17 protein-coding genes are annotated in these 25,712 nt (G+C 60.9%); 8 read left to right on the forward strand and 9 right to left on the reverse strand.

Annotation, left to right across the window (positions count from 1 at the left end; translation table 11 throughout):
• Positions 1 to 74: 74 nt before the first annotated feature.
• On the reverse strand, positions 75 to 1,367 hold the full coding sequence (locus tag J3P84_RS12655) for a glycosyltransferase (RefSeq protein WP_434630644.1): 1,293 nt from the start codon (positions 1,365 to 1,367) through the stop codon (positions 75 to 77).
• Positions 1,368 to 1,442: 75 nt separating this feature from the next.
• Positions 1,443 to 1,814 carry a response regulator gene (locus tag J3P84_RS12660; RefSeq protein ID WP_434573892.1) on the reverse strand — a complete coding sequence of 124 codons (372 nt, stop codon included), beginning with the start codon at positions 1,812 to 1,814 and terminating at the stop codon, positions 1,443 to 1,445.
• 257 nt (positions 1,815 to 2,071) lie between these two features.
• Here J3P84_RS12660 and J3P84_RS12665 point away from each other — a divergent pair, with 257 nt between their 5' ends.
• The 6 genes from J3P84_RS12665 (at position 2,072) to J3P84_RS12690 (ending at position 9,974) form a co-directional block, all read left to right on the forward strand.
• A complete protein-coding gene (locus tag J3P84_RS12665) occupies positions 2,072 to 5,542 on the forward strand; it encodes a response regulator (protein WP_434630648.1) in 3,471 nt (1,156 codons plus the stop codon).
• Positions 5,542 to 6,357: a CheR family methyltransferase gene (locus tag J3P84_RS12670; protein WP_434573896.1), complete on the forward strand. Its 816-nt coding sequence runs from the start codon at positions 5,542 to 5,544 to the stop codon at positions 6,355 to 6,357. Before J3P84_RS12665 ends, J3P84_RS12670 begins: the two co-directional genes overlap by 1 nt.
• Complete coding sequence (locus J3P84_RS12675; protein WP_434630651.1) at positions 6,354 to 6,941, forward strand: chemotaxis protein CheB; 588 nt, start codon at positions 6,354 to 6,356, stop codon at positions 6,939 to 6,941. Before J3P84_RS12670 ends, J3P84_RS12675 begins: the two co-directional genes overlap by 4 nt.
• 5 nt (positions 6,942 to 6,946) lie before the next feature.
• Positions 6,947 to 8,212 carry a hybrid sensor histidine kinase/response regulator gene (locus tag J3P84_RS12680; RefSeq protein WP_434630654.1) on the forward strand — a complete coding sequence of 422 codons (1,266 nt, stop codon included), beginning with the start codon at positions 6,947 to 6,949 and terminating at the stop codon, positions 8,210 to 8,212.
• Positions 8,205 to 8,582, forward strand: coding sequence for a response regulator (locus J3P84_RS12685; RefSeq protein ID WP_434573902.1), 378 nt, complete (start codon positions 8,205 to 8,207; stop codon positions 8,580 to 8,582). Before J3P84_RS12680 ends, J3P84_RS12685 begins: the two co-directional genes overlap by 8 nt.
• Positions 8,583 to 8,798: 216 nt before the next feature.
• Positions 8,799 to 9,974, forward strand: a complete 1,176-nt coding sequence (locus J3P84_RS12690) for an integrase core domain-containing protein (protein WP_434623684.1) — start codon at positions 8,799 to 8,801, stop codon at positions 9,972 to 9,974.
• A 665-nt stretch (positions 9,975 to 10,639) separates the two neighbouring features.
• Here the strand turns inward: J3P84_RS12690 and J3P84_RS12695 are convergent.
• The 7 genes from J3P84_RS12695 to J3P84_RS12725 form a co-directional block, all read right to left on the reverse strand.
• A complete protein-coding gene (locus J3P84_RS12695; RefSeq protein WP_434600945.1) occupies positions 10,640 to 12,310 on the reverse strand; it encodes a response regulator in 1,671 nt (556 codons plus the stop codon).
• Complete coding sequence (locus tag J3P84_RS12700) at positions 12,307 to 13,809, reverse strand: ATPase domain-containing protein (protein WP_434600944.1); 1,503 nt, start codon at positions 13,807 to 13,809, stop codon at positions 12,307 to 12,309. The genes J3P84_RS12695 and J3P84_RS12700 overlap by 4 nt, the downstream gene beginning before the upstream one ends.
• Positions 13,810 to 13,962: 153 nt before the next feature.
• Complete coding sequence (locus tag J3P84_RS12705; protein WP_434630659.1) at positions 13,963 to 15,018, reverse strand: tetratricopeptide repeat protein; 1,056 nt, start codon at positions 15,016 to 15,018, stop codon at positions 13,963 to 13,965.
• A 447-nt stretch (positions 15,019 to 15,465) separates the two neighbouring features.
• Positions 15,466 to 16,890, reverse strand: a complete 1,425-nt coding sequence (locus J3P84_RS12710) for an efflux transporter outer membrane subunit (RefSeq protein ID WP_434630662.1) — start codon at positions 16,888 to 16,890, stop codon at positions 15,466 to 15,468.
• On the reverse strand, positions 16,887 to 20,066 hold the full coding sequence (locus tag J3P84_RS12715) for an efflux RND transporter permease subunit (protein WP_434600941.1): 3,180 nt from the start codon (positions 20,064 to 20,066) through the stop codon (positions 16,887 to 16,889). The genes J3P84_RS12710 and J3P84_RS12715 overlap by 4 nt, the downstream gene beginning before the upstream one ends.
• A gap of 15 nt (positions 20,067 to 20,081) precedes the next feature.
• A complete protein-coding gene (mexE, locus tag J3P84_RS12720) occupies positions 20,082 to 21,335 on the reverse strand; it encodes a multidrug efflux RND transporter periplasmic adaptor subunit MexE (RefSeq protein WP_305500743.1) in 1,254 nt (417 codons plus the stop codon).
• A gap of 162 nt (positions 21,336 to 21,497) precedes the next feature.
• Complete coding sequence (locus J3P84_RS12725; protein WP_434630667.1) at positions 21,498 to 22,262, reverse strand: substrate-binding periplasmic protein; 765 nt, start codon at positions 22,260 to 22,262, stop codon at positions 21,498 to 21,500.
• 395 nt (positions 22,263 to 22,657) lie between these two features.
• Between J3P84_RS12725 and J3P84_RS12730 the strand changes: the two genes are divergently transcribed.
• Entirely contained in the window at positions 22,658 to 24,406 is a 1,749-nt protein-coding gene (locus J3P84_RS12730; protein ID WP_434630670.1) for a type I secretion system permease/ATPase, read from the forward strand.
• The gene (locus J3P84_RS12735) at positions 24,393 to 25,712 is read left to right on the forward strand and encodes an HlyD family type I secretion periplasmic adaptor subunit (RefSeq protein ID WP_434630673.1); all 1,320 of its coding nucleotides are present in this window, start codon (positions 24,393 to 24,395) and stop codon (positions 25,710 to 25,712) included. The genes J3P84_RS12730 and J3P84_RS12735 overlap by 14 nt, the downstream gene beginning before the upstream one ends.

A 25,712-nucleotide genomic window follows, 5' to 3' on the forward strand; every position in this document is an offset into this window, starting at 1 on the left:
GGCGCTTTTATTGTTATCGCCGCTGGATAATGCCCCCTTCGCCGCGCAGGTTCCAGCCCCGGGACGAGGGCCGGTCAGCTGTTGCGGTTCTTCTCTTCGATCCACTGGGACATGTACTGGGTGCTCTTGTGCTGGTGATGGCGCAGCATGCTGCCGGTGAAGTTGTCCCGGCGTCGGCGCGCCAGATCGGCACGACAGGCATTGATGCTGTCGATCAGCGCCGGGCCGTGCACCTGCCGGCGAAAGCGCGCCGCCAGCAAAGCCAGCCCGGCGTCCTGGGCATCGGCCCAGCGTGCCTGATCGCTATACAAGTGTACGGCGGCGTTGGCGATGTCCTCGGCGCTCTGCGCGATGACACCGGGCCAGGGCATGCCGGCGTGCATGGCTTCGGCACCGATGGGCGTGGTGACGCTCGGCGTGCCGCAGAGCATGGCTTCGATCAGTTTGCCCTTGATACCGGCGCCGAAACGCAGGGGGGCCAGGCAGATGCGCGCTGCGGACATGACCTGCAAGGCATCCTCTGCCCAGTTCATGATATGGAAGCCTTGGGCCGGGTTATGCAACGCGGCGGCCTTGGGCGGGGTGTAGGCGCCATACAGGTGCAGCTGTGCACCGGGCAGTCGCTGGCGAATCAGCGGCCACACGGCATTTTTCATCCAGAGTACGGCGTCCCAGTTCGGTGCATGGCGGAAATTGCCGATGCTGAGGAAGTGCGCCCGTTCTTCGAAAGGTACGAAGGCTTGCTCAGGCAGGTCGAGCATCAATGGGCACCAGAGCAACAGCTCACGGGGCACCTTGAAGTGCTCCACCAACAGTTCGATCTCGACTTCCGACACCATCAGGTTCAGATCGCATCGATACAGAGCGGCAATCTCGCGCTTGGCCAGGTCGGTGTCGGCCATCAGCTCGAATTCTTCGCGCAGGGCGGGGGCGAACAGGTCGCTGAAATCCTCGCAGGTTTCATTGGCTTTCAAACGATCCTTCAAGCGCTGATGCCGCGCGTGGCGCAGGCTTTGCAGGTCGGAGGTTTCCAGCACGCGCAGGGCGTCGGGGCAGTGCTTCTCGACTCGCCAGCCAAACTGTTCTTCCATCATGTACTGGTCGAACAGGACGACATCGGGCGCGAGTTCGCTGATGAATGCGTCAAAACTGCTGCTATTGAGCTCGATCGGTACCTCGCGGATGCCCAGGGCGATCAGGTCGGCGCGGTTTTCCCCGGGCCTGGCGGGGCTGCTGAAAGTGATGTCCCAGCCTTGCCCGAGAAAAGCCTCCAATAACTGCATGACATGCCCACCGGCCGCCGATGAGCGTGGCTCGGGCCAGACATAGCCGATCACCAGGACTTTGGTGGCGGTGGGATGAGACATGAGGGACATTCCTTGAGGCGGGTCAGGCGCGGTCGGCGCGCGGGGCGCCGATAGTGACCAAGAATGCGCCTGGGCTCAAGAAAGAATCTTTTTGACCTTGTCGCGCAGTTGGTCGATGGAGAAGGGTTTGCCGATCACGTTCATGCCTTCGGGCACATCGATGCTTTCGGCATAACCGCTGGCGAACAGGATCGGCAGCCCTGGCCTGGCCAGTTGGGCCCGTTTCGCCAGTTCGCGGCCGTCCATGACCGGCAGGCCGACGTCCGTCATCATCAGGGCGATGGGCTGAGCGTCATCGTTCAGAAACTCAAGTGCCTGCTCGCAGCCGTCAGCTTCCAAAACCTTGTATTCCAGTTCTTCCAGGACATCGACAATCAACATGCGCACGATGTTGTCGTCTTCGACTACCAGGATGGTGGAGGGGGTGTCAGAAGCGGGGACGGACATAATAGACTTCTCGGAAGATGGAATCGGTAGGGGCGCGGCAAAAAGTAGCCGTATGCATGAGTAAGTAGCGAAGCGGTACAAGTTCCCGAGGTTGTACAAGAAAGGATCTATAGTACAAGAGCTGACAAGGATAGTCGCATCCTTATGACCCGGTCGTACCGTCAGGAAATTGTGGCATTGCCTTGTCAGATGTGTGGATCCAACCCGTATTTTTGGGCAAACTCCATCGTCTTCAACTGTCCACCAAGGCCTTTTCCATGACTCCTTCGTCTTCGGTCGACGAACAAAGTTTTCGCAAGCTCCTGAGCCGCAATATCAGCCTGCCGCTGGGCATGGGTGCACTCAGCGCGGTGTTTTTCATCGTGTTGATCACTTATCTGCTGTCGGTGATCCAGTGGGTCGGGCACACCGATCGCGTCATCAACAATGCCAATGAAGCGCTGAAGCTGAGCGTCGATCTGGAAACCGGCATGCGCGGCTACCTGCTGAGCGGCGACGAGCATTTCCTCGACCCTTACGAGGTGGCCAAGCCGCGCATCGCCGTGGCCCTGGATACATTGTTGGAACTGACAGCCGACAATCCCGTCCAGACCGATCGCCTGCGTAAGGTCCAGGCACTGCAGACGGAATGGGCCAACTATGCCCAGAGCATGATCGACCTGCAGCGCAGTAGCGGTGATTACCGCGGCGCGGTGAAGAAGGGGCGTGGCAAACGGTTGACGGACGAGATCCGCACGACCTTCGAAGACATCGTCGAAACCGAGCAGCAGTTGCGCGCCGAGCGCAACGAGCAGGTGCGTACCACCACGCTCTGGAGCATTGCCCTGTATTTGCTCTTCGTCGCGGCCATCAGCGGGTTGCTGGCCTACGTGGGGCGGCGCGATCTGTTGGCCCTGTCGAGCAACTACAGCGCGAGCCTGAAAGTCCAGCAAGAAAGCGCCCTGCATCTGGAAAAGCAGGCGTGGTTGCGCAACGGCCAGACTCAACTGGCCGAGCAGGTGCTCGGCCAACTGACGCTGAATCTGTTGGGGCGCAACATCCTGCAGTTCTGCGCCCAGTACCTGGGCAGCGTTGTTGCCGCACTGTATGCGCGGGAAGAAAACGGCGTGCTCAAGCGCATCGCCACCTATGGCATGTCCCGGGAAGACGACGAACAGCACCAGATGGTCATGGACGGCGAAGGCATCGTCGGGCAGGCCGTGCGCCAAGGGCGGCTCATCCGTCTGGATGACGTGCCACGCGATTACCTCAAGGTCAGCTCAGGGCTGGGCCAAGGGTTGCCCAATTGCGTGATGGTGGTGCCGACCCGCGACGACGACCGCATCAATGGTGTCATCGAGTTGGGCTTCCTGCGCCCCCTGGCCGGGCGGGACATCGAGTTGCTGGAACTGGTTGCCGGCAATATCGGCACCTCCATCGAGGCGGCCCGTTACCGTCAACGTCTGCAGGAAGTACTGGCCGAAACCCAGCAGCTCAACGAAGAGTTGCAGGTGCAGCAGGAAGAACTCAAGACGGCCAACGAAGAACTCGAGGAACAGTCGCGCATTCTCAAGGAATCCCAGGCCCACCTGGAAGCCCAGCAGCAGGAGCTGGAGCAGACCAACGAGCAATTGGCCGAGCAGCGCGACGCCATGGACCAGAAGAACAGCGAGTTGAACCTGGCCCAGATCCAATTGCAGGAGCGCGCCGAAGAGCTGCAGCGTTCGAGCAAGTACAAGTCCGAATTTCTCGCCAATATGTCCCATGAGCTGCGCACGCCGCTCAACAGTTCGTTGATCCTGTCCAAGCTGCTGGCGGAGAACCCGCAGAAGAACCTCAGCGACGAACAGGTCAAGTTTGCCGAATCGATCTACTCCGCCGGCAATGACTTGCTGAACCTGATCAACGACATTCTGGACATTTCCAAGGTCGAGGCCGGAAAACTCGAGGTGCGCCCGGAAAACACCAGCGTGCCTCGCCTGGTCGAGGGGCTGCGGGATATGTTCAAGCCGCTGGCGGCGGACAAGGGCCTGAGTTTCGAGGTGCAGTTGCAGCCTGACGCGCCGTCGATGCTGTATACCGATCGCCAGCGCCTTGAGCAGGTGCTCAAGAACCTTTTGTCCAACGCGGTGAAGTTCACCGAGCAGGGTTCCGTCTGCCTGACCATCACCGGCCAGCCCGGCTCGGGTATCGCGTTCATGGTGCGCGACTCGGGGATCGGCATCGCCGCCGACCAGCAGCAGAGTATTTTCGAGGCGTTCCGCCAGGCCGACGGCACCACCAATCGGCGTTACGGCGGCACAGGCCTGGGGCTGTCGATTTCCCGCGATCTGGCGACGTTGCTCGGCGGCTCGATCTCGGTCTCCAGCGAGCCGGGGCAGGGCAGTGTGTTCACGCTGGTGATGCCTGGGCGTTATGTCGAGCCAGGGGAGGCGCCTGTCGAACCGATGGCGTTCACCCCGACGACCACTGCCCCGGCCCATGTGCCGCCTCCGACACTGGTCGCCGAGGTGGAAACCCCTGTCCCGCAATTTGCCGATGACCGGGACAAGGCGCCTTTCGCTACCCGTTGCATTCTGGTTATCGAAGACGAACCGAAGTTCGCCCGTATCCTGTTCGATCTGGCCCATGAACTGGGCTATCAGTGCCTGGTCGCCCATGGCGCTGACGAAGGCTTTGACCTGGCCTTGCAACTGAGCCCGGACGCGATCCTGCTGGACATGCGTTTGCCGGACCATTCCGGGCTGACCGTGTTGCAGCGGCTCAAGGAGCAGGCCCAGACCCGGCACATCCCGGTGCACGTCATTTCCGTCGAGGACCGCGTCGAAGCGGCGATGCACATGGGCGCGATCGGTTATGCCGTCAAACCGACGACCCGAGAAGAGCTCAAGGACGTTTTCGCGCGCCTGGAAGCCAAGCTGACCCAGAAGGTCAAGCGCGTGCTGCTGGTGGAAGACGATGACTTGCAGCGCGACAGCATTACCCGGCTGATCGGCGACGATGACATCGAAATCACCGCGGTCGGCCTGGCCCAGCAGGCCCTGGACCTGCTGCGCACGCATGTCTATGACTGCATGATCATCGACCTCAAGCTGCCGGATATGCTCGGCAATGACTTGCTCAAGCGCATGTCCAGCGAGGAGATCTGCTCGTTTCCGCCAGTGATCGTCTACACCGGGCGCAACCTGACCCGTGATGAAGAAGCCGAACTGCGCAAATACTCGCGCTCGATCATCATCAAGGGCGCGCGTTCGCCGGAACGCCTGCTGGACGAAGTCACACTCTTTCTGCACAAAGTCGAATCGCGGTTGTCCCATGAACGACAGCGGATGCTGCAGACCGCCCGCAGCCGCGACAAGGTTTTCGAAGGCCGCAAGGTGCTGCTGGTGGACGACGATGTGCGCAACATTTTCGCCCTGACCAGCGCCCTGGAGGCGAAAGGCGCCGTCGTGGTCATCGGCCGTAACGGTTACGAAGCGATCGAACGCCTGAACGAAGTCGAGGATATCGATCTGGTGCTGATGGACGTGATGATGCCCGAGATGGACGGCTTTGAAGCCACCGCGCTGATCCGCAAGGACCCGCGCTGGCGCAAGTTGCCGATCATCGCCGTGACCGCCAAGGCCATGAAGGATGACCAGGAGCGTTGCCTGGCGGCGGGCTCCAACGATTACCTGGCCAAGCCGATCGACCTGGATCGCCTGTTCTCACTGATTCGCGTGTGGTTGCCGAATATGGAAAGAATCTAGTGGAACGAAACACTGACATCGAACTTCGTTTGTTGATCGAAGCGATCTATCTGAAGTACAGCTACGACTTTCGTGACTATTCCGGCGCCTCCATCAAGCGCCGGGTCCTGCATGCGTTGAATCAGTTCGAATGCAAGACCATCTCGGCCTTGCAAGAACGCGTACTGCACGACCCGAGCGCGTTCATGCAATTGCTCCAACTGCTGACGATTCCGGTCAGTGAGATGTTTCGCGATCCTGCGCACTTCCTGGCCATTCGCGAGGAAGTGGTGCCGCTGCTCAAGACGTATCCCTCGATCAAGATCTGGATCGCCGGCTGCAGCACCGGTGAAGAGGTCTACTCCATGGCGATCCTGCTGCACGAAGAAGGGCTGTTGGACCGCACGTTGATCTACGCCACGGACATCAATCCGCGTTCACTGGAGAAAGCCAAGCAAGGCATTTTTTCCCTGGAGAATGTCCGGGCCTACACCCAGAATTACCAGCTCGCCGGAGGCCGGCGTTCGTTTGCCGACTACTACACGGCCGCCTACGATTACGCCATGTTCGACAAAACCCTGCGTCAGAACGTGACCTTTGCCGATCACAGCCTGGCGACGGACAGTGTGTTTTCCGAAACTCAATTGATTTCCTGTCGTAACGTATTGATTTATTTTAATAAAAAGCTGCAAGATCGCGCATTTGGATTGTTTCATGAGTCCCTCTGCCATCGTGGTTTCCTGGTGTTGGGCAGTAAGGAAACACTGGATTTTTCGGCTTTCGGCAAGCAGTTCGAGCCGTTGGTCAAACAGGAACGGATCTATCGCAAGTTATGAGCCCAATGACGGACAGATCCAGGCCCCTGATCGAGGCCATCGTAGTCGGCGCTTCCGCCGGAGGCGTCGAGGCGCTGCTCAACATCTTCACGCCTCTGCGCAAGGGCTTCAGCCTGCCTGTCCTCGTGGTGCTGCATTTGCCCGACGAACGTAACAGCCAGTTGGCCCAGGTGTTTCGTCATCGCCTGGCGATACCTGTCGAAGAAGTCCAGGACAAGCAGGACATACGCCCGGGCACGTTGTATGTCGCAACGCCGGGTTATCACCTGTCGATCGAGGCTGATCGCAGCCTGTCACTGAGCCTTGAAGCGCCGGTGCACCATTCGCGGCCATCGATCGACGTGTTGTTCGAGTCGGCCGCCGATGTCTATGGTCCTCGTCTGCTGGCAGTGGTCCTGACTGGTGCCAACAGTGACGGCGCCAGGGGGCTGGCCAGGGTGAAAGAGCTGGGCGGCATCACCGTCGTCCAGGACCCGAGGGAGGCACAGGTTTCCACCATGCCCGAAGCGGCGCTTACGTTGCATGAGCCCGACCATATCCTAACTTTACAGGGCATCGGCCAGTTGCTGGCCGGGCTGGAATGAACCACATGCCAAGAGATATTCAAGCCAAACTGCTGATCGTCGACGATCTGCCTGAGAATCTGTTGGCCCTGGAAGCGCTGATCAAGCGCGAAGACCGCGAGGTCTTCAAGGCCTTGTCGGCGGATGAAGCGCTCTCGCTGCTTTTGCAACACGACTTTGCCCTGGCGATCATTGATGTGCAGATGCCGGGCATGAACGGATTCGAACTGGCCGAGCTGATGCGCGGCACGGAAAAGACCCGCAGCATCCCGATCATTTTTGTCAGCGCCGCCGGCCGCGAGCGCAACTATGCATTCACCGGCTATGAAAGCGGCGCGGTGGATTTCCTGCACAAGCCGCTGGACACCCACGCGGTCAAAAGCAAGGTCAGCGTGTTCGTCGAGCTCTATCGCCAGCGCAAGGCGATGAAGGAACAGGTGCTCGCTCTCGAGCAGAGTCGCCGGGAGCAGGAGCAATTGCTCCAGCAGTTGCAAGCCACCCGTGGCGAGCTCGAGCAGGCGGTGCGCATGCGGGATGATTTCATGTCGATCGTCGCCCACGAGGTTCGTACGCCGCTTAACGGCCTGATCCTGGAAACGCAGTTGCGCAAGATGCACTTGGCGCGCGACAACGCCTCGGCGTTCACCCTGGACAAGATCAAGGCGATGGTTGAACGCGATGAGCGCCAGATCAAGAGCCTGATCCGCTTGATCGAGGACATGCTGGACGTGTCCCGGATTCGCACCGGGAAGTTGTCCATCCGTCCGACCCGCTTCAACCTGACGGCGCTGGTGGAGAACCTGCTGCGCAACTTCCAGCCGCAGATCGCCGCTGCCGAATGCTCGGTGAATTGTACCGCCGAGCCTATGGTGGAAGGGCACTGGGATGAGTTTCGCATCGAGCAGGTGGTCTCGAACCTGCTGACCAATGCGTTGCGTTATGGCAGCAAGAGCCCGATCGAAGTGCGCGTCTACCAGACGCCCGACCACGCCTGCATCGAAGTGCAGGATCACGGTATCGGCATCAGCGAAGAGAACCAGAAACGCATCTTCCAGCAGTTCGAGCGGGTATCGTCCAAGGCCGCCACCGCTGGCCTGGGGCTGGGCTTGTTCATCTCCGAGCAGATTGTCACCGCCCATGGCGGTATCATCACGGTCAATAGCCGCCTCAACGAAGGGGCGTTGTTTCGCGTTTGTCTGCCTTTTCAGAAAACTGGCGAACGGACGCAACCTCTGAGTGGCCCCAAGGTCGTATCAGCAGCTATTGATCCAACAAAGGCTTCTCATGAGTGAAGATGCGCAAGACGTTGTACTGATTGTCGAGGATGATCCGTCGATCCTGATGGTGCTGTCGGCCTACCTGTCTGGCGAAGGGTACCGGGTGCTCCAGGCTGAAAACGGCGAGCAGGCGTTCGAGATTCTGGCGAGCAAGCCTCACCTGGACATGATGATTACCGACTTCCGTCTGCCGGGGGGGATTTCCGGGGTGCAGATCGCTGAGCCTGCGGTGAGGTTGCGTCCGGACCTGAAGGTCATCTTTATCAGTGGGTATGCTCAGGAAGTGCGCGAGACTGACAGCCCCATCACGCGCAAGGCGCCGATTCTGGACAAGCCGTTTGATCTGGATGTGTTGCAGAAGATCATGCAGGGGATGTTGTCGTAGTTCAGCCGGGCGGTTCGCTGTTGGGCTTGGGTGTATATCCATTTTTTGCGTGACGGCCGCTTAGGGTTCCGCCCTTACGGCGGGTCACTTTTTTCAGACGCCAAAAAAGTAACCAAAAAGGCTTTGCGGTATGACTCACCCACATAGGTTACAAATCAGTTCACTCACATAGGTAACAGTTTTTAACTGGCAGGGTCGGTTTTCGAGGATCTGACCATGCCATGGCGAGAGCTGAAACCTATGGACCTGAAACTGCTATTCATCGCGGACTACATCAAAGGCCCGCCAAGCTTCAGTGCGCTTTGCCAGGCTTACGAGATCAGTCGCAAGACTGGCTATAAATGGGTCGAGCGGTATGAGAAGGAAGGGCCGGCGGGACTGGAAGAACATAGTCGTCGTCGGCTTACCCAGGAATGGGTAGTGCCCCTGGCTGTCCGTGAGGCGATCATTGAATTACGCGGTCGGGGTGAGACAGAGCCTGGCCCCAAGAAAATTCAGGCGGCTTTGCTCGAGCGTTTCCCTGACCAGACGCCGCCATCAAAGACGTCGATCTACAACATTCTAAAGAAAGCTGAGCTGGTCAAACCACGCCGATTGCGTCAACGGGTGGCGGTTTATCCCAAACCACTGCAGAAAGCAGAGGCTCCCAACCAGCTATTCAGCGCCGATTACAAAGGCCAATTCCTGACAGGTGCGGGTGTCTGGTGCTATCCATTGACGATCATGGACCATGCCAGTCGTTTCTTGCTCGCTTGCCACAGCATGGCTAACACCAACTTCCAGGAAACCCAGGCGGTGTTTACTCAGGTGTTTCGTGAGCATGGTCTGCCGGAGCGCATTCGTACCGACAATGGTGTTCCGTTTGCGAGCAAAGGGCGTGCGGGCCTTTCCCAATTATCCATCTGGTGGTTGCGTCTAGGGATCATTCCTGAGCGGATCGCACCCGGCAGGCCGGAGCAAAATGGCCGGCATGAACGTATGCATCGAACGTTGAAAAGTACTCTTCCGTCACCACCAGCGGTAGCGTGGGAGGCCCAACAACGGCACTTTGATCGTTTCAGGCAACATTACAACTATGAGCGTTTCCACGAGGCTCTAAAGCAGAAGACACCCGCGTCCTGCTATGAGCCTTCGTCCCGCCAATACCCTGAGAAGCTTCCTGAGATGACCTACCCGAGCCATATCGATAGCCTCCAAGCGGACTGCTCGGGCATCGTCAATCGTCGTGGTCTAAGGATCTACGTCGGCTATGTGCTCAAGCACCAGACCATTGGACTGGAGCAAATAGAGGACGGGATCTGGGATGTTATCTTCGGCCCAATCATCCTTGGACGGATTGACGTAAGAGATGCCATTGATGGCTACGTGACACTCCGGGTGTTACCTATGTGAGTGCACTTTTTTGTAACCCATGTGGGTGATCCGTATATTGCCCCACCACTCGGTGCCTCGCCAAGGCTCGGCATGCCCTCACTTCGGCATTGCTCCGTGGGCCCGCCGCGAAGGGCCGTCCCTGGCCCAGCGCGGCTATCCCGGCATCCATGCCGGGATGCCCACTGCACAATGCCTGCGTTCGGCCAGCGTGGTTAACGGGGCGCTGAGATCAACATCAAAAGCACAGCAAGAGCAAGAGCAGCAGCGGGCACATGCAAGCATTTGCGTAGCTGACCCACCGCTATCGCGAGCAAGCTCGCTCCCACATTGGACCTTCGACAGACACAGGCCTCACGGCACACTCTAATCCCTGTGGGAGCGAGCCTGCTCGCGAAGGGGCCAGCCCATCCAACATCTGTATTGACTGACACTCAGTCTTCGCGAGCAGGCTCGCTCCCACGTTGGATTTTGGGGAGACACAGGCCCCACGGCACACAGGATCCCTGTGGGAGCGAGCCTGCTCGCGAAGGGGCCAGTCCATCCCACATCTGCATTGACTGACACTCAGTCTTCGCGAGCGGGCTCGCTCCCACAATTTGATCGACGTACAGCCGTAAGAATCGCCAGCCTGGCTGGAGGCGTTGATTCGGCGCCCCGTTAATGACGCTGGCTGAACGGAAGTGTCAAACCTTGATCATCTCCCGCACCTTCGCCGTCAACAGATCAAACGTGAACGGCTTGGTGATCATCTGCATGCCTGGGTCGAGGAAGCCACCGCGCACCGCCGCGTGTTCGGCGTAACCGGTGATGAACAGCACTTTCAGATCGGGGCGGATCTGCCGGCCGATTTCGGCCAGTTGCCGCCCATTCATGCCGGGCAGGCCCACATCGCTGATCAACAGGTCGATGCGCTGGTTCGATTGCAGGATCGGCATCGCCGCGTTTGCGTCGCCGGCCTCGACGAAGGCGTAGCCCAACTCGCTCAGCACTGCGCTGACCAACACCCGCACCGCCGCATCATCTTCGACGATGAGCACGGTTTCGCCATCCTGCGCATAAGGCGCCTGCTGGGTGACGGCGGCTGGTTCGTGTATCTCCTCACCCACAAAGCGCGGCAGATAAAGGTTCACGGTGGTGCCTTTGTCGACCTCGCTGTCGATGGTAACGTGGCCACGGGACTGCTTGCTGAAGCCATAGATCATCGAAAGACCCAGGCCGGTGCCCTGGCCGATCGGCTTGGTCGTGAAGAAAGGATCGAACGCACGGTGCATCACCGATTCCGGCATGCCGCATCCGCTATCCTGCACGCTTAACACCACGTAGTCCCCGGGCTCCAGGTTGGTGTAGGCGTCGGTGAAGCCGGTGTCCAGGTAACGATTGAACGTCTGCACCAGCAGTTTGCCGCCACCGGGCATGGCATCGCGGGCGTTGAGTACCAGGTTGAGCAGGGCGCTTTCCAGTTGATTGGGGTCGGCTTCGGCGATCCAGAGCTGCTCGTCCAGTTGCATCTCCAGGCGGATACTCTCGTTGAGGCTGCGCTGCAGCAACTCGCCCATGGATAATACGAGCGTGTTCATTTGCACAGCCTTGGAGTCCAGCGATTGCCGCCGGGAAAAGGCCAGCAGCCGATGCGTCAGGCCTGCCGCGCGGTTGGCCGAGGTCACGCCCAGGTCGATCAGGCTGTCCAGGTCTTCGGTGCGGCCGCGCGCCAGGCGTCGGCGCAGCAGTTCGAGGCTGCCGATGATTCCGGTGAGCATGTTGTTGAAGTCATGGGCGATGCCGCCGGTCAATTGGCCGACGGCTTCCATTTTCTGCGACTGGCGCAGGGCTTCTTCGTTATGTCGCAGCTGGGCGGTGCGCTCCTCGACCTGTTGTTCCAGGGTTTCGAGGGTCGTTTGCAGGCGCAGCTCGCTGTTGCTCAGGTCGATCAGCCGGTCCCGCGCTTCGTATTGCCTGCGGCGTCCGCGCAGCGCGGTGGTCACCAGGCTGACGAGCGTCACCGGATGGAACGGACGCTCCAGGAACGTCACGTTGCCCAGCTGCACGCCGATGCGTGCCACCGGGTTCTGCTCCGGGCCACCGTGATGAGTCAGCAGGACAATCGGCAAGTCGGACCAGGCCGGCTGCTGTTCGATGTGCTGGAACAGGGTCTCCAGATCCGGCCCGACCAGGGCTTCCGATGAAATCACCAAAAGGCCTGCGCCTTGCCCCAATTCTTCGCATAAATGGCCCAGATGACTGCAAACGAGGCCGTTGAAACCGGCTTCCTTGAGAATCATCAGGGCAATCTGGCTGTCCCGTCCGAGCGGCGCGAGAATCAGCGCCCGCTCGGACAGTGGCTCGGCCGACGTCACGGAGTGCCATCCTCAAGCAACGGGTTGTCCGCACCCATATAGGTCGGTACGCCACGCAACACGCCCTGGAATGCTTCCAGCGGTTGGCCGATGGTCATGCCCAGCTTGCTGATGCGATATTCACGGATAGTCGACTCATGGGCGCCGGTGCGCTTCTTGATAACGGAAACCGCCCGGCGAACCTTGCCCAGCGCTTCGAAGTAACGCAGCAGGATGACGGTGTCGGCGAGGTAGGTAATGTCCACTGGAGCCTGCATGTCGCCCACCAGCCCGTGTTGCGCGACGGTCATGAAGGTCGCCGCGCCTTTGCGGTTGAGGTAGAGCAACAGCTCATGCATATGCAAGACCAGGGCGTTTTCTTCCGGCATGGCGGCCTGGTAGCCGTTGATGCTGTCGATCACCACGGTCTTGATATTGCCGTCACTGACGCAACGCCGCACACGATGGGAAAACTCACCCGGAGACAGCTCCGCGGCATCGACCTGCTCGATCAGCAGATTGCCGGTTTTTTGCAATTCGTGCAGATCGATGCCGATGTTTTTCATGCGCTCGAACAGCAGGCCCAACTCTTCGTCGAAGATGAACAGCGCGGCTTTTTCTCCGCGGCGTACGGCAGCTGCAGCAAAGATCAACGAGATCAGCGATTTGCCGGTACCGGCCGGACCGAGAATCAGCGTGCTGGAGCCGGTCTCGATGCCACCGCCCAACAGGGCGTCCATTTCGGCGATGCCGCTGGACAGCTGTTGACGCAAGTACTGGCCACGATGCTCGGCGGCCACCAGGCGAGGGAAGACGTGCAGGCCGTCGCTCATGATGGTGAAATCGTGGTAGCCGCCACGGTATTTCTGCCCGCGATACTTGACCACCCGCAGCCGGCGCCGTTCGGCACCGTAGTTGGGGGTCAGTTCCTCGAGGCGGATGACGCCGTGGGCCACGCTGTGCACGGTCTTGTCCAGGGATTCAGTGGTCAGGTCATCCAGGAGCAGGACCGTGGCGTCATAACGCACGAAGTAGTGTTTGATCGCGAGGATCTGCCGACGGTAGCGCAGAGAGCTTTGCGCCAGCAGGCGAATCTCCGAAAGACTGTCCAGCACGACCCGGGTCGGCTTGATGCGCTCCACCACTTCGAAGATCTGCCGGGTCGCTTCCCCCAGTTCCAGGTCGGAGGAATACAGCAGGCTCTGCTGCTGATCGGCGTTGAGCAGGCTCTCGGGCGGGGTCAGCTCGAAGATGTGGATGCTCTCATCGAGCGTCCATCCATGGGAGGCCGCGCCCTGACGCAATTCACGCTCGGTTTCCGACAGCGTGATATACAACGAGCGTTCGCCGGCCTTGGCGCCGGCCATCAGGAAATGCAACGCGACCGTGGTTTTACCGGTGCCCGGCTCTCCCTCCAGGAGAAACACGTGACCCCGGGACAAACCACCGGAAAGGACATCGTCCAGCCCTTCGATCCCGGTGGCGGCTTTTGCGCTGATCGACTCGTTAGATGTAATCAAAAATAACCCTCTCATGACTAGGGAAGTGGGCAGCAGGCGGGGTATCGCCTGAAAATGAACTGCCTGAACACTTGACCTTTGGCAGTGATGGCGGTTCCGCTTCCTTTGACAAAACGCGCACTGCTGCACAACTTTCCACCCGCGCGAATGGGCCTACAGGCCTTGTTGTATCGCCGGGTCGTCGGGGTTCAGTTGTTCCAGTTGGGCCAATAAAACCTGGACATGCTGCAACTGACCGGTCTCCTTCCAATAATTGATCAGCAATACCCGCGCCTTGCGATCGGCGGGGTAGCGCTGGACGATTTCCTGTAGCTGCTTCTGCGCGGCTTCCACCTCCTGCTCGGCGTGCAAAGTGGTCGCCAGGTCATAGCGGTAGTGCCGGTTCTCAGGCTCAAGCTCCACCGCTTTGGCCAGGCCAAGCACGGCGTATTCGGTCTGCCCGTGCTGGAGCAGCCACATGCCCAGCGCATGTTGCAGATAAGCCGATGCCGGCTGGGTTTGCAACTGCCGGGCGAGCAGTTGTCGTGCAGCTTCGGCCTGGCCTTGTCGGTCCAGCACATCGACCTGCATGACCAGCGCCGGCAGGTTGTCCGGCTGCAGGCGCAGGGCCTGCTCCAGCGCCTGCTGGGCTTTTTCCAGGTCAGCGTTATGCAGGTACAGCCGGGCGAGCTGATAGAGCGACTCGGTGGTGGGCGGAGCGTCGCTGAGTACCTGCTTCCAGGTATCGGCGGCGATCTGCATCGCGCCGAAATACAGGCCCAGTTCATCTGGCGAAAGACCCAGCAGGGCATTCACGGCGGCAAACCGGACGTCCGGCTCGTTGTCCTCCAGGAGCGGGCCGAGCAACAGGCTGCGCTGGGCGTTCGGTACCAGCCCGACGATGCTGTCGATGGCCGCGCGGCGCACCTGCGGCGATTCGCTGTGCAAGTCCGCTTGTGCCAGTTTCAGGGCCTGGGGGCTCGGGTAGTTGGGTAGCTCGGCGTGCAAGCGTACGCGGCGCTTGGGCGAGAGGTCCGGGCGTCCGAGTTGCTGGTAAAGCATCCGCGCCGCGCCGGGCTGCCCGTTGCGGGCGTTGTCCAGGGCCTCACTGTAACCACGCTTGATTGCTTCGGGGATTTGCGGCGTGGTGCTGCGTAGCCATATCGCGACGAGACCGATGACCAGGACGACGGCGAGGCTGAGGAGCAGATAGCGGCGAGACGAGGACATTCAGGTAATCCGTAACCAGAAGCGTGAAGTGTCGCAAGCTTCGGTCAGGTCCGGGCTTGAGTCAAACCTGAATAGCGGTGAAGGACCTGTGGGAGCGAGCTTGCTCGCGATGACGGTGGGACAGGCAATGACATTTCATCGCCAGGAACCCGATATATCAGACAACGCTGTGGCGAGGGAGCTTGCTCCCGCTGGCCGGCAAAGCCGGCCCTGGCTGTCTTCAGGCAGACCGCGTCAGCCGGTTTTGCGACTGCTGCGCAGCCGAGCGGGAGCGAGCCCCCTCGCCACGGGGTATCTGGGCTGGCCTCATCGCGAGCAGGCTCGCTCCCACAACAGGCTTTTCCAAAAGCGCTGGTCGATAAACAAAAAAGCCCCGCGACCGAATGAGACGCGGGGCAAAGGGATTGGTTGGTTGCGGCCAACCAAAGGAGCTCGGTTGGGGAGGGCTCAGTTGCTGGCGACGGTTTCCGGTTGCCAGCCGCCGCCCAGGGCCTTGTAGATCGCGACGATGCCGCGATACAGGTCCACTTCGGCCTGGGCCTGGCTGTCCTCGGCAGCGAGGCGTTCACGCTGGGCGTCGAGCAGCACGAGGAAGTCCTCGGTGCCTTCACGGTAGCGAATCTCGGCCAGGTCGGCGGCCGCGCGGCTCGATTCGCTCTGGCGGATCAGCGAGATCAGCCGCTGTTGGCGTTTGCCGTAATCGCTGAAGGCGTTTTCCGACTCTTCCAGGGCCAGCAGCACCTGCTGTTCATAGTTCGCCAGGGCGCCATCAGCCTCGGCGCTGGCACCGCGCAAGCGCGCTCGCACACTGCCCAGGTCGAACGCGGCCCAGGTAATGCTTGGACCCAGCGCCCAGGCATTGGCCGCCGAGGAACCGATCTGCGAGCCACGCCCGGCGGTGAAGCCGAGGAAGCCGCTGAGGCTGACCCTTGGGAACAGGTCGGCCTTGGCCACGCCGATGCGCGCCGTGGCAGCTGCCAGTTGACGCTCGGCACTCAGGACATCCGGACGGCGTTGCAGCAGTTGCCCGGGGTCGCCAATCGGCAGGGCCTTGGCAATCGCCGGCAGCTGTTTAGGGCTCAGGTCCACGCTCAGCTTGTCCGGACGCTCGCCCAGCAATGTCGCGATGCGGTTGCGCTGGCGCGCCTGTTCGGCTTGCAGTTGCGGCACGCTGGCTTCCACCGCGGCCAGGCGCGCATCGGCACGCACCACGTCGAGCTGATCGCCGACGCCGGCATCACGCAGGCTTTCGGTGATCTTGCGCGACTCCTGCTGGTTCTGCAGGTTGGCCAGGGCGATTTTTTCACGCAGTTGGGCGCCGCGCAGTTGGCCGTAGGCGTCCACGAGTTCGGCGATCATGCTCACCTGCAACTGATAGAGATCGGCCTCGGCGGCCTGCTGGTCGGCATCGGTCGCTTCCAGGTTGCGCTGGATGCGGCCGAACAGGTCCAGTTCCCAGGCCATGTCCAGGCCCAGGTCATAACGCTCGGAGTTGACCCGGTCGTCGGTCTGCCCCATCGGGTTCTGGCCTTTGCCCAGTTCGCTGCTGGCGCGGCTGGTGATGGTCGGCATTGCATCATTGCTGGCGTCGTCGCGAATCGCCCGGGCGGCCCGCAGGCGGGCGAAGGCCACGCGCAACTCGCGGTTGCCGTCCAGGGAGCGAGTCACCAACGCGTTGAGGGTCGGGTCGTCGAACTGCTGCCACCAGATACCTTCGAACCGCGCGCGGTCGAAGTTCTTCTGGCCGGCGGCGCCGTCGGTGGCGGTGGTGATATTCGCCGCCTCCGTTTGCGGGGCCTTGTAGTCCGGGCCTACAGCACAGGCACTCAAGGCCAACACCAGCAAGCTCGGCACGAACGCTTTCAAACTCATTGTTGCGCCTCCAGTTTCAAGGCCCGGGCCGCTTTGCGGGCCTCGCTGCGCTCGACGAAGTTACGGATCAATACGTAGAACACCGGGGTCAGCAGCAGGCCGAAGAAGGTCACCCCAAGCATGCCCGAGAACACCGCGACACCCATGGCGTGGCGCATTTCCGCACCGGCGCCGCTGGAGAGCACCAGGGGCACCACGCCCATGATGAAGGCGAAGGAGGTCATCAGGATCGGCCGCAGACGCAGGCGGCAAGCTTCCAGTACCGCAGCCAGCGGGGTCATGCCTTCGAGCTGTTTATCCTTGGCGAACTCGACGATCAGAATCGCGTTCTTGCAGGCCAGTCCGACCAGTACGATCAAGCCGATCTGGGTGAAGATGTTGTTGTCGCCACCGGAGAGAATCACCCCGGTAATCGCCGACAGCAGCGTCATCGGTACGATCAGGATCACCGCCAGAGGCAGGCTCCAGCTTTCGTATTGGGCCGCGAGCACCAGGAACGCCAGCAATACGCAGAGCGGGAACACGAACAACGCGGTGTTGCCCGAAAGAATCTGCTGGTACGTCAGGTCGGTCCACTCGTACGTCATGCCGTTGGGCAATTCGTCCTTGAGCAGTTTCTCGATGGCTTTTTCAGCCTGGCCGGAGCTGTAGCCCGGGGCGGCGGCACCGTTGATTTCAGCGGTGATGAAGCCGTTGTAGTGCATCACGCGGTCCGGCCCCGAGGTGTCGCTGACCTTGATGAAGGTCGCCAGCGGGATCATCTCGCCACGGTTGTTGCGCACCTTGAGCTGGCCGATCTGGTCCGACTCGAGGCGGAACTGTTGCTCGGCCTGGACGTTGACCTGGTAGGTACGGCCGAAGCGGTTGAAGTCGTTGGCATACAGCGAACCCAGGTAGATCTGCAGGGTGTCGAAGATGTCGCTGACGGCTACGCCGTGGGTCTTGGCTTTTTCACGATCGATGGCGGCATCGACCTGAGGCACGTTCACCGTGTAGCTGGTGAACAACCCGGCCAGTTCCGGCACGTTGTGGCTCTTGGTGATGATGTTCATCGTTTCTTTGTACAGCTCGTCGTAGCCCAGGTTGCCCCGGTCTTCGATTTGCAGGCGGAAACCACCGATCGTGCCCAGGCCCTGTACCGGCGGCGGCGGGAAGATCGCCATGTAGGCTTCCTGGATCTCCGAATACTGGCCGTTCAACGCACCAGCGATGGCACCGGCCGACATACTCGCGTCCTTGCGCTCATCAAAAGGCTTGAGGGTCACGAAGACGATGCCGGCGTTCGGGCTGTTGGTGAAGCCGTTGATCGACAGGCCCGGGAAGGCCACCGCGCTTTCAACGCCCGGCTGCTTGAGGGCCATTTCGGACATGCGCTTGATCACGTCTTCGGTGCGGTCCAGGCTCGCGGCGTCGGGCAGTTGCGCGAAGGCCACCAGGTATTGCTTGTCCTGGCCAGGCACGAAACCGGTTGGCGTGTTGGAGAAACCGAAGAAGGTCAGCACCATCAAGCCAGCGTAAACGATCAGGGCAATGCCGCTGCTGCGGATCACGCGGCCGACGGTGCCCACGTAACCGTGGCTGGCGCGGTCGAAGAAGCGGTTGAACGGACGGAACAGCCAGCCGCCGAAGATCTTGTCGAGGAGCCGCGAGAAACGGTCCTTGGGCGCGTCATGGCTCTTGAGCAATACCGCGGCCAGGGCTGGCGACAGGGTCAGCGAGTTGAACGCCGAGATCACCGTCGAGATGGCAATGGTCAAGGCAAACTGTTTGTAGAACTGCCCGGTCAAGCCGCTGATGAAGGCGGCGGGAACGAATACCGCACACAGTACGAGTGCCGTGGCGATGATCGGCCCGGTCACTTCGCCCATGGCGCGCTTGGTGGCTTCCACCGGCGTGAGCCCGAGGCCGATGTTTCGTTCGACGTTCTCCACCACCACGATGGCGTCATCCACGACGATACCGATGGCCAGTACCAGCCCGAACAGCGACAGCGCATTGAGTGAGAAGCCGAACAGGTGCATGACCGCGAATGTACCGATCAGCGACACCGGCACTGCCACCAGCGGGATGATCGAGGCGCGCCAGGTCTGCAGGAACAGGATCACCACCAGCACCACGAGGATCAGCGCTTCGAACAGGGTATGCACCACCGCTTCGATGGAGCCGCGCACGAAGATCGTCGGGTCATAGACGATGCTGTAGTCCATGCCGGCCGGGAAGCCTTTTTTCAGCTCATCCATTTTCTCGCGCACATCGTTGGAAATCTGGATGGCATTGGAACCCGGGCGCTGGAAGATCGGGATCGCCACCGCCGGCTGGTTGTCGAGCAGCGAACGCAGGGCGTATTGGCTGGAGCCCAGCTCCACCCGTGCGATGTCTTTCAGGCGAGTGATTTCACCATTGGCGCCGGAACGGATGATGATGTTCTCGAACTCTTCCTCGCTGACCAGGCGCCCCTGGGTGTTGACCGAGAGTTGGAACGCCTGGGCATTCGGCGCTGGAGGCGCGCCCAGGGCACCGGCGGCAACCTGGCGGTTCTGCTCGCGGATCGCCGTGACAACGTCGGTAGCGGTCAGGTTGCGCGACGCAGTCTTGTTCGGATCCAGCCAGACCCGCAGCGAATAGTCGCCCATGCCGAACAACTGCACATCACCGACGCCGCCGAGGCGCGCCAGCTCATCCTTGATGTTGAGCAAGGCGTAGTTGGACAGATAAAGCATGTCGTAGCGTTTGTCCGGCGAGGTCAAGTGCACGACCATCGTCAGGTCGGGCGACGCCTTGTCCACCGTGATGCCGATCCGGGTCACTTCCTCCGGCAACTTGGGCTCGGTGCGGGTGACGCGGTTCTGTACCTGCACCTGGGCGTTGTCCAGGTCGGTGCCCAGGGCGAAGGTGATGGTCAGGGTGATCTTGCCGTCGGCGGTGGACTGCGAGGACATGTAGAGCATGTTCTCGACACCGGTGATGGCTTGTTCCAAAGGCGCGGCTACGGTTTCACCGATGACCTTGGGGTTGGCACCGGGGAAGTTGGCGCGCACGACCACGGTCGGCGGCACGACTTCGGGGTATTCGCTGATCGGCAGCTGGAACAGCGAGATCGCACCGGCGATCAGGATCAGCAGCGAGAGCACCGCTGCGAAGATCGGCCGCGAAATGAAGAACTGGGAAAATTTCATCTTGAGTTCAGTCCCTTAGCCGCGTGGGGACGCAGAAGCCAGTTTGCCTGCGGAGCCGGACGCTGCCTTGTTGGGCGCGACCTGGGGCAGGTTGCTGGCTTCGAGCGCTTTACGTTGTTGTGCCAGGGCGGCGAGTGTCTGCTCGCTGGCCATCGGCACGGTTTCAGGCGTGACCGGCGAACCCGGACGGGCCCGTTGCAGTCCCTTGACGATAATGGTGTCGTCCTTGCTCAGGCCGTTGCGCACGATACGCAGGCCTTCGATCTTCGGCCCCAGCTCGACGGCGCGGTACGCCGGCTTGTTGTCGGCGTCCATCACCAGCACGAATTTCTTGCCCAGGTCGGTGCCGACGGCTTCGTCGTTGATCAGTACGGCGGAGTAGGTGCCGCTGCCCACCAGTTTCAGTCGGGCGTACAGGCCAGGGGTGTAGGCGCCGTCCTTGTTGTCGAACACCGCGCGGCCACGGATGGTGCCGGTCTGCGGGTTGACCTGGTTGTCGACGAAGTTCATCTGGCCCAGGTGCGGGTTGCCTTCCTCGTTGGACAGGCCCATGTAGACCGGCGTGGCCTGGCCGCGCTGGCCCTGGCGGGCGAGTTGGGTGTACTTGAGGAAGACGCGCTCGTCGGCGTCGAAATAGGCGTAGACCTTGTCGGTGGAGACCACGCTGGTCAGCGGCGTGACGTCGGCGGTCACCAGGTTGCCGGCGGTGATTTCCGCCCGGCTGACACGGCCGTTGATGGGCGAGGTGACCCGGGTGAAGCTCAGGTTCAGCTTGGCCAGGTCCAGTTGCGCCTGGATGCCGGCCACGGCGGCGCGGGCTTCCTGGGCTGCGGTGGTGCGCGAATCCGCCAGTTCGGCGGAAATCGCATTGCTCAAGCGCAGGCGTTCGCCGCGCTGGGCCTCGTTCTCGCTGCGGGTCGCGGTGGCGCGAGCCTGGGCCAGTTGGGCTTCGAGACGACGCACTTCAGCCTGGAACGGGCGCGGGTCGATCTGGAACAGCAGGTCGCCTTTCTTGACCAGCGCGCCTTCGGTGAAGGCCACTTCATCGATCTGCCCGGAAACCCGCGGGCGGATCTCGACGGTTTCCGGCGCTTCGAGGCGCCCGGTGAACTCGTCCCATTCGTTGACGGGTTGCTCCAGTACCTTGGCCACACTGACTTTGGCCGCCGGCATCGAAGCTGCCGTGTCGGGGGTCTTGCCGCACGCGCTGATCACCAGCACTGCCAACAGTGCCAGGGGAAAGCGCAATTTAGAAAGTGAATGTTCCATGGATAGCATCCGCCAAGTGTATTGAGATGGGCGGATGATGCGTGGCAAGGCTGAAAGGAACGAATCGAATGAAGCAAAGGTAACTATCATTCGGAATGATATAAGCCATTGATGAGCCATGGCATACGGCAACTGTGCAGTGGATCGGTGCCAGCCGGCCATTCAGTCAGGCAGATATACCTCACGTATCCGCTTGATCGTGCCGTCCTTGCGCAGCGCCTCGACGGCCCCACGCAAGTCTTCGACGATTTTTTCGGAGCAGCGCCTGGAACACGCCAGATAGAGGTCGGCGCTGCTGCCAACCGGGCTCATCAGCAGTTTGCGCCTGGACACCTTCGGCCAGATATAGCGACTCTCCGGAACACCGTTGAACCAGGCATCGATACGTCCCATCAGCAGCATCTGGGCAGGGTTGTCACCGATGGCCAGCGGGTAGATCTGTTCGTCGCTGAAGCCTTCGGCGCGCAGGATGTCCTCCTGTGCACTGCCCAGGCCGACGCCGATCTTGCGGTAGGTTGCTTTCGCCTGGGCGAAACTGGTGACCTGCCGGTCGAGGCTGAAGAAGGCGCGCTCCATGGGCATGATCGAAGCGATCCAGCTGAAGCGATCCTCGCGCACAGGAATGCGCGACAAGGGAGCTATCAGGTAGTCGTGTTCTTCGCTGACATGTTTTTGTGCCCTTGCCCAAGGCAGCAGGTGGATCTTTGGCGTATACCCGGCCCGGGTAATCGCCTGCACCGCGACGTCACCGACGATGCCGTACCCCCTGGGGTCGTTGATGAACGTCAGCGGCGGTGCGTCCGGGATGTGCAGCTCGATGACTTGTGGCTCACCGTGCGCATGAAGGATAACCAATGACAAAAGCGAAAAGCAGAGCCGCCAGAGTGCCTTGGGACGACCATTCAATACGCGTGGGATCCGGCTCATGGTCGATACTTCAGGCATTGAAAAAAGGGCCGCCATTCTACATGCGCGGCGCAGGGTACATTATCGTTCAGGCCAGTGCCGGGGAGGGCGGTGTTTCCCTGGCGGTTCGGCCGTGCTTCCCGGGCATGTCTTTATTGTCGTGTAGCCCGGGTGCGTACACCTGTAGGTATAGATCATCCTGCCGGCGAAAGCCTGCGGGCTCGTAATTAATAGCCGGTTGTTGCAGCTGAAAAGTTTCCCTACAGAACTGCTCGTGTTTGCCGATACAGCGCACATAATCTTTGTCGCGCAGGCCTTTGCGACCTGTCCTGCGACTGTTTTTGAAGGCGTTCGTGTATCTGTACTCCCTACGATCCTCGCAGGTTTGAACATAAGCGGACCTCAGGGAATGAACCATGTCAGCCCACACCCGGACCGAGTTGGAAGGCGCGCTTGCCGCATGCAAGGGCAGCTTTCTTTCCGTGGCCTTTTTCAGTTTTTTCGTCAATTTGCTGATGTTGGTCCCCTCGTTCTACATGTTGCAGGTGTATGACCGCGCGGTAGCCAGCGCCAGCCTGTCCACCCTGTTGATGCTGACGCTGATCATGTTGCTGTTGATGAGCACGATGGGCGGCCTGGAATGGGTTCGTTCGCGGATCATGGTACGAATCAGCACGCGCCTCGACACGCTGCTGGGGCAGCGTCTGTTCGACGCCAGTTTCAGGCAGGCACTCAATACCAGCGGCATGGACGCCACAGCACAGCCATTGAGCGACCTGAACGCGTTGCGCCAGTTCCTGACCGGCAACGGTCTCTTTGCGTTTTTCGATACGCCATGGATTCCAATCTATCTGGCCGTCATGTTCATCTTCCATCCCTGGTACGGTTGGATGGGGTTGTTGAGCGCGGTCCTGCTGGGGGCGCTGGCCTTCGTCAACGAAAAGCTCACGCAAGTGCCGCTGCAGGATGCCAATCGCGAGCAGATGGCCGCCACCGCTTTTACCAACAAAAGCTTGCGCAATGCCGAGGTGGTCGAGTCGATGGGCATGCTTGCCAGCCTTCGCGAACACTGGAGCAGGCGGGTCCATACAGTGTTATCCCTGCAAAGCCTGGCCAGCGACCGCGCCACGACCGTTGCGGCGATATCCAGGACGTTCCGCCAGATTGTGCAATCGCTGGTGTTGGGCCTGGGCGCTTACTTGACAATCAATCATGAAATCACGCCCGGACTGATGATCGCCGGCTCCATTTTGCTGGGCCGCGCGCTGGCCCCCATCGACCAGTTGATTGGTGTGTGGAAAAACTTCCTGGGCGCACGCTCGCAATACGCACGACTGCATGAGTTGCTGGCCAGGCACGCCGCGGATCCGGAGCGCATGTCACTGCCTGCGCCGGAGGGCGCGGTCCGCGTCGAGGGCCTTTCGGTCGGTTCTCCGGGCAGTCGTAAACCGATTATCCGTGGCCTGGACTTCAACGTAGCTCCTGGAGAAGCAGTGGGCATCATTGGCCCCAGTGGGGCAGGCAAATCGACGCTGGCCAGGGCGTTGCTGGGAATCTGGCCAAGTCTGACCGGCACCGTGCGCCTGGACGGCGCGGACATCAGCCAATGGCGCCGGGAGGAGCTGGGTGCGTATATCGGTTACTTGCCGCAGGACATCGAACTGTTCGAAGGCACCATCAGCCAGAACATTTCGCGTTTCGGCCCGATGGACGCTTCTGCGGTGGTCGCCGCCGCACGCATGGCCGGGGTGCATGAGATGGTGCTGCAATTGCCCGATGGCTACGACACGCTGATTGGTGCCAACGGCGGTGGACTGTCCGGCGGGCAGCGCCAGCGTGTCGGGCTGGCCCGCGCCTTGTACGGCGAACCGCGCCTGGTAGTGCTCGATGAACCGAATTCCAACCTGGACGACGCCGGAGAAAAAATGCTCGCCGAGGCGCTGCGAAAGCTCAGGCAGAGCCGGGCCACGGTGTTTGTCATTACCCATCGATCCGGGATATTGGCCCAGGTGGATAAATTACTGGTTCTCAACCATGGCGAAAGGAGCCTGTTCGGGCCTCGCGACAGTGTCATGGCGCGGCTGCAGGGCGCTACGCCTGCGGCTCGCCAGGCTGGAGCCATTGAGCCGCAGGATGCGGATGGGCAGCGTTATGCAAAACAGTAAGCAGTTTTCCGTTGATGTGGCCGGGTTGGCCATAGATGACAGGCCGGTACGGCGCATCGGTTACTCCTTGCTGCTGGTCACCTTTGGCCTGTTTGGCGGCTGGGCGGCCCTGGCGCCGCTGGACAGCGCAGCCCTCGCGCCGGGTGTGGTCACGGTAAAAAGCTATCGCAAGACTGTGCAGCATCTTGAAGGCGGCATCGTGCGCGAGCTACGTGTGCGTGAGGGTGACCTGGTGAAAGCGGGCGATGTGCTGCTGGTGCTTGACAATACCCAGGCCCGTTCGGAGATGGAGGCGATGCGCAGCCAATTGATTGCTGCGCTCGAACTCGAAGCCCGACTGGTGGCGGAGCGTGACGCGTTGCCGGAGCCGCTGGCCGTGTCCACCCTCGACCCCGCCGACCCGCGCGTTCACGAAGCCCGCGACAGTGAAGCGCGGATCTTCCAGGCCCGAAGGACCTCGCTGCAGGGCGAAATTGCCTTGCAGGAGAAGTCCATCGGCCAGATCGAAGAGCAGATTCGAGGCTATAAGGCCATCGTCGCCAGCAAGCAAGCGCTGGCCACGTCTTATGAAGAAGAGATTGTCGACCTGCGTGCATTGTTGGCCGAAGGCTACGTGGATAAACAACGTCTGCGCGAGCAGGAGCGCAGCCTGTCGCGCTTGCAGGCCGAAATAGCCGAAAGCCAGTCGGAGAGCGCACGAGCGCGCGTCCATGCGGACGAAGCGCAACTGAAGATTCTCCAGCTGAAAAAAACCTTCGCCAGTGAAGTGGCAGGTTTGCTGGGTGAAGCGCGAAGCAAGGTCTACGAGTTGCGCGAACGACTGGCCACCTTGCAGGATCGCGACCAGCGCACCGACATCCTCGCCCCGGAGTCAGGCCGGGTCATAGGGATGACCGTGCACACCCTGGGCGCCGTGGTCAGCCCTGGGACCGCCCTGTTGGACATTGTCCCGGCCAATGAAGAGCTGATTGTCGAGGCGCAGGTTTCGACCGTGGACATCGACCGTATCGCGCCGGGCAGGCTGGCGGACATTCGCTTCAGCGCGTTCAAGAGCAGCACCACGCCTGTCATCGAAGGGCAACTGGTGCAGATATCGGCGGATCGTCTGGTCAACCAGGACACCGGCACGGCTTATTACCTGGCACGTGTAGCGTTGACCGACAAGGGACGCCAGGCGCTGGGCGAACGTGCCCTGGTGCCGGGGATGCCGGTCGAAGTGCTGATCAACACAGGGGCGCGGACGTTGTTGGAGTACCTGATGCAGCCTGCCAGCAATGCTTTCGCCCGTTCGATGATCGAGGATTGA

Origin of the sequence: Pseudomonas sp. Z1-29, from assembly GCF_051131995.1 — a bacterium.
Classification (GTDB): domain Bacteria; phylum Pseudomonadota; class Gammaproteobacteria; order Pseudomonadales; family Pseudomonadaceae; genus Aquipseudomonas.